The organism is Calothrix sp. CCY 0018, assembly GCF_963920925.1.
Lineage (GTDB): Bacteria > Cyanobacteriota > Cyanobacteriia > Cyanobacteriales > Nostocaceae > Rivularia.
Genome location: NZ_CAWUDI010000023.1, coordinates 118925 through 126605, shown reverse-complemented (window position 1 = coordinate 126605; position 7681 = coordinate 118925). Strand labels below are relative to the sequence as shown.

Here is a 7681-nt window from a genome sequence, read left to right as displayed (position 1 = left end):
ACTCATACCCCTCTATTTTCTAGAGGCTCCTAGTCAAAACAAGTCGCACTTAGATTAAAAATCTTTCCCCTTGTCCCCTTGTCCCCATCTCCCCATCTCCCCATCTCCCCATCTCCCTACTGATTACTCGCCACTGGCAACTCATGAGCCACACCCTCCGGGTGAATACTGTTAACAGGCATATGCTTCATTTCCCAGGTTTTGAGCAGGATTAAGTATTCGTAGAAGGCTTGTAAGGTACACCATGTGAATCCGGCTCGTCCGTCCAAACAGCCTCCAAGGAGGAAGTACATATAAAAAAATCGTACCAAAGGTCTACCCGGTACTCTTAATGATAAGTTTTTCAGAGCGCGACGACGTTCTATTTCTGTTTTGCCAAAAAATAAATCGCGCCAGTTGATGCTTCCTTTTTCTAATTGATGCAGTGTTTCTCTGGCTTCATCGGTGGAATAACGGTTATGCTTCTCAATCCATCGGCTCAAGCCTTTGCCAGAAGTGTAATGAGGATAAGTTTCTTTTAAAAAGCTGGTATTCCCTTCACAGACTTCTCTTTCGGTATGTCCGTAATCTGTAAACCATACTTTACCATGACGGAACAATCGTAATTGGTAACGGGGATATTGAGTACTGTGACGAATCCAAGTGTTCATAAACATTACCCGTTCGGCTGCGTAATAACCGATGTAATCGGGGCTTTTTGTTGCTTCCACACATTCAGCAAACAACTCTGGTGTCATGCGTTCGTCGGCTTCGAGAATATAAACCCAGTCGTACTTCGGGGATATATTTTCTAACATCCAGGTGCGCTGCTTACCATGACTTTCAAAAGCGTGTTCGACAACCCGAACCGGATATTTATTTGCGATTTCCACAGTGCGATCGCTACTTACCGAATCCACTACAATAATGTCATCCGACAACATCGCCGACTCAATACAAGCAGCAATATCCAACTCTTCGTTATAAGTCAATATGTAAATAGTAATCATTACAATAATAGTATTTTTGTATTATATATAAATTGGGGATGGGGCATGGGAATTTTGGATTTTAGATTTTAACAACGGATGTTTTTGTTTTAGATTTTGGATTATTCAGGAGTTATGAGTTTTAAATTCTTCCCCCTCTCTCCCCATCCCCCATCTCTCCTCAACGTGCGGTAGCTTTACGCTTCGCACCGCCAGAGGTTGCGCCTTTACTTTTTAATCCAGTCCAACCGATAATTATGTAGCCGATGGAAAGCAGTAAACTGCTGATACTAACTCGCAATCCAGACTTCCAAGCTGATTGTTTGGCTGCCTCTATCTCCGCTTCTTTGCCTCCGCGAATTTGACTTAAGCGTTGATTTGCTAGTCCTTCGGGGTTGCTTTGCTCGTCAATAAATGCATCAAGGGCTTTTGGATCGGCCTTAAACTGCTTAAGTAATTCTTTTTGCGGTTGTGGAACAGTATTACTTGCTAAGGCTTCCTTATATTTCGTATCGTCTTTAAGCAACTCGCTAAACTGAGCTTTGATTTGAGCTTTTTGTTTTTCGATCTGAGCTTTTGCTTCTGGGGTATTTAATCTGGCTTGCACCTGCTGTAGCTGAGCTTGAACTTGATTTTCTGCTTGCTCGGCTCTTGCATTTACCTGTGCAATATTGCGATCGCTAATTTGTTTAACGCTGTTGAGATGCAGTGGGAAAAATACCAAGAAAACCAATCCTAAGATAGCTGACAAAATTAGTGCAGGGAACCTTAAGTCAATACCCGACGGACTAGAATCATCAAAACTATCAACCCAATGTCCCGCGAATAGCATCCCCAAACCCACCAACGGCACAATTCCTCGGTCAACCGAGCCAGTTATTAACCCAATTAGCCATCCACTATCAGTTGGTTTGGGGGGTAATGAAAGTATTAAAATGTCAACTAAAAAGGACACAATTAAGATTATCCCTACCACTTTCAAAGTGCGGGAAGTATTTACAGTAGCCAAACGATTAACCATTTTTTTTTAGTCTCGTATTCAATTACAGCGATCGTCCTACATTAAGTTACTTGAATATTGTTACCAATACTCTAGCTACTGTTGATAAATAAAGTAGGCTCAATACAGGTGGAAATTTTAACACCTATGTTCGAGATTACACCACAGTAGCAAAGGTTATTTGACCTGTCTTCGGCAAATTTTCGTACAGTGAGCAGGGAGTAGGGAATGGGCAACGGGGAACAGAAAACCGGGAACAGGCTTATGTTCGCACCCGATAACTGATAATTGTTCACTGATAACTGCTCACTGCTGACTGTTCTGCCAAATTGGTAAATCCTCCGGTCGGTCTACATCTGCCAATGTTGCCGTTGAAGCAACCGATAAACTAAGTTGCTCCGCAATATCCACAGTTTGTTGTAATACCTTGGCGGTTCCCCAGTCTATGTTAATAAATAATTGTGCGATCGCACGCTTTAAACCAATTAGATAGTAGCCGCCATCAACAGCAGGGCCGAGTAATAAGTCGCAATTTGGGATTTTTTCAAAGGCTTCTGCTAACACTTGTGCATTCACACCAGGGCAATCAATGCCGATGATGATTACTTCTTGGGCACCTTGATTAAAGGCACTTAAAAAAGAGTTTTCCATCCGCTTTCCTAAATCCCCTTCTCCTTGAAGTTGGTAATTCAATTCTGTTCCCAACCAATCTTGCATTTGTGTTAAATTGCCACCTGCAAACCTAATTTCAAAAGATATTGCAGCCTGCAATTTAAATTTTTTGACTTTAGATATAGTAGATTCGGTCATTTGGCGCTGAAGATTCGCAGCACCTTCGACTCCCAAAGCAGGTATCAGTCGGGTTTTAGTTTTACCCGGTTGGGGATAGCGCGTGAAAATAATTAAGTGTTTTTTGGCAATTTTGGGTGAGCTAACCATAAATTTTGTAGGGTGTGTTAGCGACAGCGTAACGCACCGTTATTAACAATGTGACGCACTAGGCTGTTGACTCTGTACCTTTTTAGAGGTTAAAAATTCATGCAAAAAAGGTGTTGGTGTTCAAGATAAAGCCCTCACCCCGCCCTGACGGGCACCCCTCTCCCAAGCTTGGGAGAGGGGAGGGGGAGAGGGATTAGTGTTGCGATCGTTACCAGCATAAAAGCTGTATGAACAAAAAATGCAAAAACTTTATCAAAGTCAACAGCCTAGTACCGCTGGGCGTTCGTCAAAAGTCAAAAATATTATAGGATAAGGGTTTCAAGCATTGTAAATGGGTGCTTTATTTCCGCCGCGCTGTACTAGTGAGACACCCTAAAACACCTAATGTAGAGACTTGCACTGCAACGTCTCCCGGTATTTCGATTAGCATCCAGAATTTAGTGAAATAATCTAAGTATTCATAAAAAACCGGATACAACTAAAAAAGCCTGGATATATAAATAGGTAGGCAAGGATGCCCACCCCACAAGATTAATGAATTATAGCCTTTTCCCCAGACCTATCCCCTAACCCCTTTCCTGCAAGGAAAGGGGAACAAGAATTGAAGCCCCTCTCCTTGTAAGAGAGAGGTTGGAGAGAGGTCAAAAATGTATTGTCACTAACTTAAGAAGCACTACATTTTAATAACAATAATCACCATCTTTAGGTTTATCGCGTTCCTTTGCGGTTCGTATTGCTCCTAAAATTGTCGAAATATAAACGCAGCGTTTAGCTTTACCACCATTTTGACTCGATAAAGTTATTCTTCCGAGGGGTGGTTTTGTGATAACGCCTCTGTAATCAAACTGAATATGCCTGACGTTAGTCGCTCTTCGTAAAAGCAAGGTAGTTTCTTCATCTAAAACTACGTTAGAGTCCAAACTATTCCAGTTAGCATTATTTGGGTTTACCGTCTCAGGATGAACTGCCCACTGCACAGTATCTTCTTGCTCGCGAAGACTAAATTGCCAAGTGGTTTTAGTTCTTTGGGCTTGGCGTTTGGCGCGAAGTAAACCTAGATGAACTTGATTGGAAGCAGTATTGAGGCGACGAGTATTGATAAAAGCCAGCCAAGAAGGTGCGGCAGAAGCAGTTAATATACCGATCAGTGCAATAACTACCAACACTTCGAGCAGAGTAAAGCCACTGCTAGGATTATTATTCCAGTGTTTTTTAAACATTGAATGATTGGATAAATGCACCACGCTGGTAGATACGTAGAACCTGATAACTTAAAAATACCTGGCGATTGAAATCGCGGCTACACAGGCAAAACCTGCCTCCGCAGGTTTCAAATAGCGTTGTTCTCACCCATTCCTGGTTCCCAGTCTCTGGCTGGGAACCCATTTCATGAGGCTCTGCCTCCCATATTGCGGAGGCAGAGCCTAAGCTGATGACTCTGTGCTTTTTTAGGGGATTAAAATCATGCAAAAAACGTGTTTGTCCCTTATATATTGCCCTCTCCCCCTCCCCTCTCCCAAGCTCTACCGTGTACACAGAAGTCTTAAAATCCTACCTGGAATGTTGTTTTGGACAATTAGCAAAATCGCTCAAAGCCCTGTCATTGCGAGGAGGAACGACGAAGCAATCCCAACACTCTGCGATTACTTCGCTTCGCTCGCAATGACGATTTTACGGGGTTGAAATCCCCCAAACCTATGTGGGGAGTACTTGTGTGTACACCGTAGCTCCCAAGCTTGGGAGAGGGGTGCCGGAGGCGGGGTGAGGGAGGAAGATTATGGTTGTTGCCGACATAAAAGTTGTATGAATGAAAAACCGAGAAATTCAATCAAAGTCAACAGCAGAGGCAGAGCCTCCAAGAACTGCATTACTAGGTTCCACCTAGTAACGAGAGCAGAGCAACGAAAATACGAGAGGATTACCCTTCAAATGTCTTCTTAAAATATCCGTTTTTCCACAGATAAAAAGGACTAATTAAACTATTAATAAACAACTGCATTTCGCAAGCTGCTACTAAATCTGTTTTGACTTTTTTACCGTGTTTAAATATATGAAATAAAATTTTTCGTAAGTCGTTCGCCATGTAAGCGAATATTGCTGCTGGCTTTAAATATGGTTTGATGTCAACCATTCTGGTAACGTAGCGACTTAATCCAATTCCTTTGAAAAAGGGAAATAAATATTCTTTTTGCAACCGCCAACGGGGAATTTGATGGTAAATTTCCATTTCTGGATTGTACCAAATTTGCCAATTGGATTGTTTGATATAAGACAGCATTTCAGTGTCTTCGCCGGTGAGCATATTACCGTTGGCTCTGCCAGTTAAAACTAATTTTTCGGGTATGGTTTCTAACCAAGCTTGTTTGCGAATCACTATTCCTGCTGAAGGGGGTAATAGTTTGCTTTTTGGTTGGTAAAGTAAAGGTATATTACCTCTTTCGGTAATTGCTAAAAATGGCGCAATACGCTGAAAATTTTCTGGCGGTTCTATTTCCCAGTTGGGATGAATTTGACTGGCGATCGCTCCGGCTTGGGGATATTTCTGAGCGAATTGATAAGCAGAAGCAACCCAGTTTGAAACGGGATAATTATCGTCATCGAGGAAACCGATAATTTCACCTTTGGCTTCTGCAACTGCTCTTTCGCGGGCGTATGCTGCACCTTGTTTGGGTTCAAAGCTGTATTTTAAAGGAAAAGGATGTTGCCAGTTTTGTTGATATTGTTTTACAACTTCTGCCGTGTTGTCGGTGCTGTTGTTATCGACAACTATTATTTCCCAAGAGATATTTTCGGTATGCAGTTGATTTTGCAGTCTTTGTAAAACTTCGGATAATCGAGTAGCACCGTTGTATGTGGGGATAGCTACGGTAAAATTTATGCACTCTGTCATAGCGCTGGTTTATATATTGATGTTAAATGTATGTTTTTTAAGGTAGATAAAAGGGAATTGTATTGATTTGCAATTCAGATGAAAATGTAAAACTGCACCTGATATTTTAATTTTCGTCTTTTGGGTGCAGTTGTTGCTTCAGTATTTTTATCGATTTTTGATCTTTTATTTGTTGCGTGGATTTATCTATTTTTATTAATTGCACTGATCGTTTATTCCTGTTCGGATTCCTCCGATAAGAGTTTTTACTATGACACAGCGTTTTACATCGCTAGCTTGATTGTTATTACTTGGATTAGGTGTAGCTAAAGCTATAATTAAACCTTTATCACCTAACTTTTCATCTTGCACGGCAGTTAAGCCAGCAGTACCTGTTTTTACTGGTAAATCTAAAGCACCTCTGTAATCAAACGTGATTGTTTTTGGAGTATTTAGTGCTGAAGTATTCGTGTAGTTAATAGTGCTATCAGCGCTATTGTTGCCATTAAGATTAGTGAACAATAGAATTGTTCCTGGCTTGATTTCTAAATCGGCACCTATATTGCGCCAACTGCTTGAAGCTGTGTCTGGAGGTGTTAAACCGGGATGAACTGATATTTGTGGTATTTTTTCAGTACTATTATTTAACTGAATACTAACGCTATAGCTACGTTTATTTTTTTTGGCTTCTCGCTGTGCTTGTTGTAGGGCTGCAAAAACAGTATCGTTAGCTTTGTTTAATCGTTGTCTGGCGACAAACCCAAGCCAACTTGGTGCAGCTATGGCTGAAAGAATACCGACGATAGCTATCGTTACCAAAACTTCGATTAAAGTAAAACCGGAAGATTGCTTTGATTTCGTTGATGATACCTTAATAGGTAATTTATATAACATTTTAAATACCACTAAGTTAAATACGGCACCCTTTATTTGATTAATTTAAGTTAGACAAAATTTCTTTTTTAAAACTTATTTTGTAAATACAAAACCGCGTCCTTCAACCCTTACTCGTGTTTGGGGAAAGTAATTTTTTGTTTCTTCTGTGTAGGTGGGAGGAGTATTTTCAATGCGAGCAAGTGCGTTACCGCGTAAGTAAACTTCTGCTACTGTATTTGCGGAATCCACGCATACGTAAAAACTATTTGTAGGAGTTGTAGGACAACTTGAAAGAGCGAAATTGTTAGTAGTTGTCTGTGTTTGTTCAATGTAATCAACTAGAGTTAATATTTTTGGGCTGCTCGAAGTATATGTACCACTTGTCCATCGATTCATCTTGCTTATTAAGTCACCTGGACCTGTAATATCGAACAATTGAAAACCATCATCTCTAGTTGCATCTTTTGCGGTATCATCAACCCCATAGCCATCACTAATTTGAAATCTACCAATTCTAGCAGCCTTAGACCATGTAGAGTTGCTATTATCCTTAATCAAATAATAGGCAACTAAAGAATAACTAAAAGTATCGTCACATTCTCCTGGTTGGGTTGTACAGTTAGTACTAGTAGTAATACCAATGCCATCTTTTATATATTGTCGTTTCCAGAAAACGAGAACGGGAAAATGTGTGTTTAGGTCATGAGGGGGTAATTCACTTTTAATTCCATTTATTCCCGCAGCATCGTATATGTAAACTGCTTGCTCTAAATCTCGCGCAATAAAATCAATTGCTGATTTCAGTTCTTGTTCGGTGTTTGACTTGGCTTGTTCTCTTTGATCGGCTTGCATGATGTTAATCATGAATGTTAATAAAGGCGTGAGAATTAATGAAGCTAGAATCATCGCCACAAGTAATTCTATCAGCGTGAAACCAGCCGATTTTTTAGGAGATTTTGAAAATTTTATTTTTTTATGAGGTATTAGTAATTTAAGTGGAATCATGAGCAATATTTTTTATTTATAGAT

Annotated in this window: 7 protein-coding genes; all 7 read right to left on the bottom strand. The window is 40.4% G+C overall.

Annotated elements, in window-relative coordinates:
- Positions 1-116: 116 nt before the first annotated feature.
- The 7 genes from ACM03V_RS17850 to hpsC all read right to left on the bottom strand — a co-directional run bounded on the left by ACM03V_RS17850 (position 117) and on the right by hpsC (position 7657).
- Complete coding sequence (locus ACM03V_RS17850; protein WP_414622141.1) at positions 117-989, bottom strand: glycosyltransferase family 2 protein; 873 nt, start codon at positions 987-989, stop codon at positions 117-119.
- Positions 990-1149: 160 nt separating this feature from the next.
- Complete coding sequence (locus ACM03V_RS17845) at positions 1150-1989, bottom strand: HpsJ family protein (RefSeq protein ID WP_414622140.1); 840 nt, start codon at positions 1987-1989, stop codon at positions 1150-1152.
- Between the two features lie 285 nt (positions 1990-2274).
- Positions 2275-2907: a TIGR04282 family arsenosugar biosynthesis glycosyltransferase gene (locus ACM03V_RS17840; RefSeq protein WP_414622139.1), complete on the bottom strand. Its 633-nt coding sequence runs from the start codon at positions 2905-2907 to the stop codon at positions 2275-2277.
- A gap of 680 nt (positions 2908-3587) precedes the next feature.
- The gene (locus ACM03V_RS17835; protein WP_414622138.1) at positions 3588-4127 is read right to left on the bottom strand and encodes a Tfp pilus assembly protein FimT/FimU; all 540 of its coding nucleotides are present in this window, start codon (positions 4125-4127) and stop codon (positions 3588-3590) included.
- Between the two features lie 698 nt (positions 4128-4825).
- On the bottom strand, positions 4826-5797 hold the full coding sequence (gene hpsE, locus ACM03V_RS17830) for a hormogonium polysaccharide biosynthesis glycosyltransferase HpsE (protein WP_414622137.1): 972 nt from the start codon (positions 5795-5797) through the stop codon (positions 4826-4828).
- A gap of 195 nt (positions 5798-5992) precedes the next feature.
- Positions 5993-6670 (bottom strand): Tfp pilus assembly protein FimT/FimU, encoded by a 678-nt coding sequence (locus tag ACM03V_RS17825; RefSeq protein WP_414622136.1) that lies wholly within the window; start codon positions 6668-6670, stop codon positions 5993-5995.
- A 75-nt stretch (positions 6671-6745) separates the two neighbouring features.
- Entirely contained in the window at positions 6746-7657 is a 912-nt protein-coding gene (gene hpsC / locus ACM03V_RS17820) for a hormogonium polysaccharide secretion pseudopilin HpsC (protein ID WP_414622135.1), read from the bottom strand.
- Positions 7658-7681 lie beyond the last annotated feature (24 nt).

Excerpts from the sequence above, each read along its gene's own strand:
- ACM03V_RS17850 (WP_414622141.1), bottom strand. The coding sequence starts at position 989 with ATGATTACTATTTACATATTGACTTATAACGAAGAGTTGGATATTGCT.
- ACM03V_RS17845 (WP_414622140.1), bottom strand. The coding sequence starts at position 1,989 with ATGGTTAATCGTTTGGCTACTGTAAATACTTCCCGCACTTTGAAAGTG.
- ACM03V_RS17840 (WP_414622139.1), bottom strand. The coding sequence starts at position 2,907 with ATGGTTAGCTCACCCAAAATTGCCAAAAAACACTTAATTATTTTCACG.
- ACM03V_RS17835 (WP_414622138.1), bottom strand. The coding sequence starts at position 4,127 with ATGTTTAAAAAACACTGGAATAATAATCCTAGCAGTGGCTTTACTCTG.
- hpsE (WP_414622137.1), bottom strand. The coding sequence starts at position 5,797 with ATGACAGAGTGCATAAATTTTACCGTAGCTATCCCCACATACAACGGT.
- ACM03V_RS17825 (WP_414622136.1), bottom strand. The coding sequence starts at position 6,670 with ATGTTATATAAATTACCTATTAAGGTATCATCAACGAAATCAAAGCAA.
- hpsC (WP_414622135.1), bottom strand. The coding sequence starts at position 7,657 with ATGATTCCACTTAAATTACTAATACCTCATAAAAAAATAAAATTTTCA.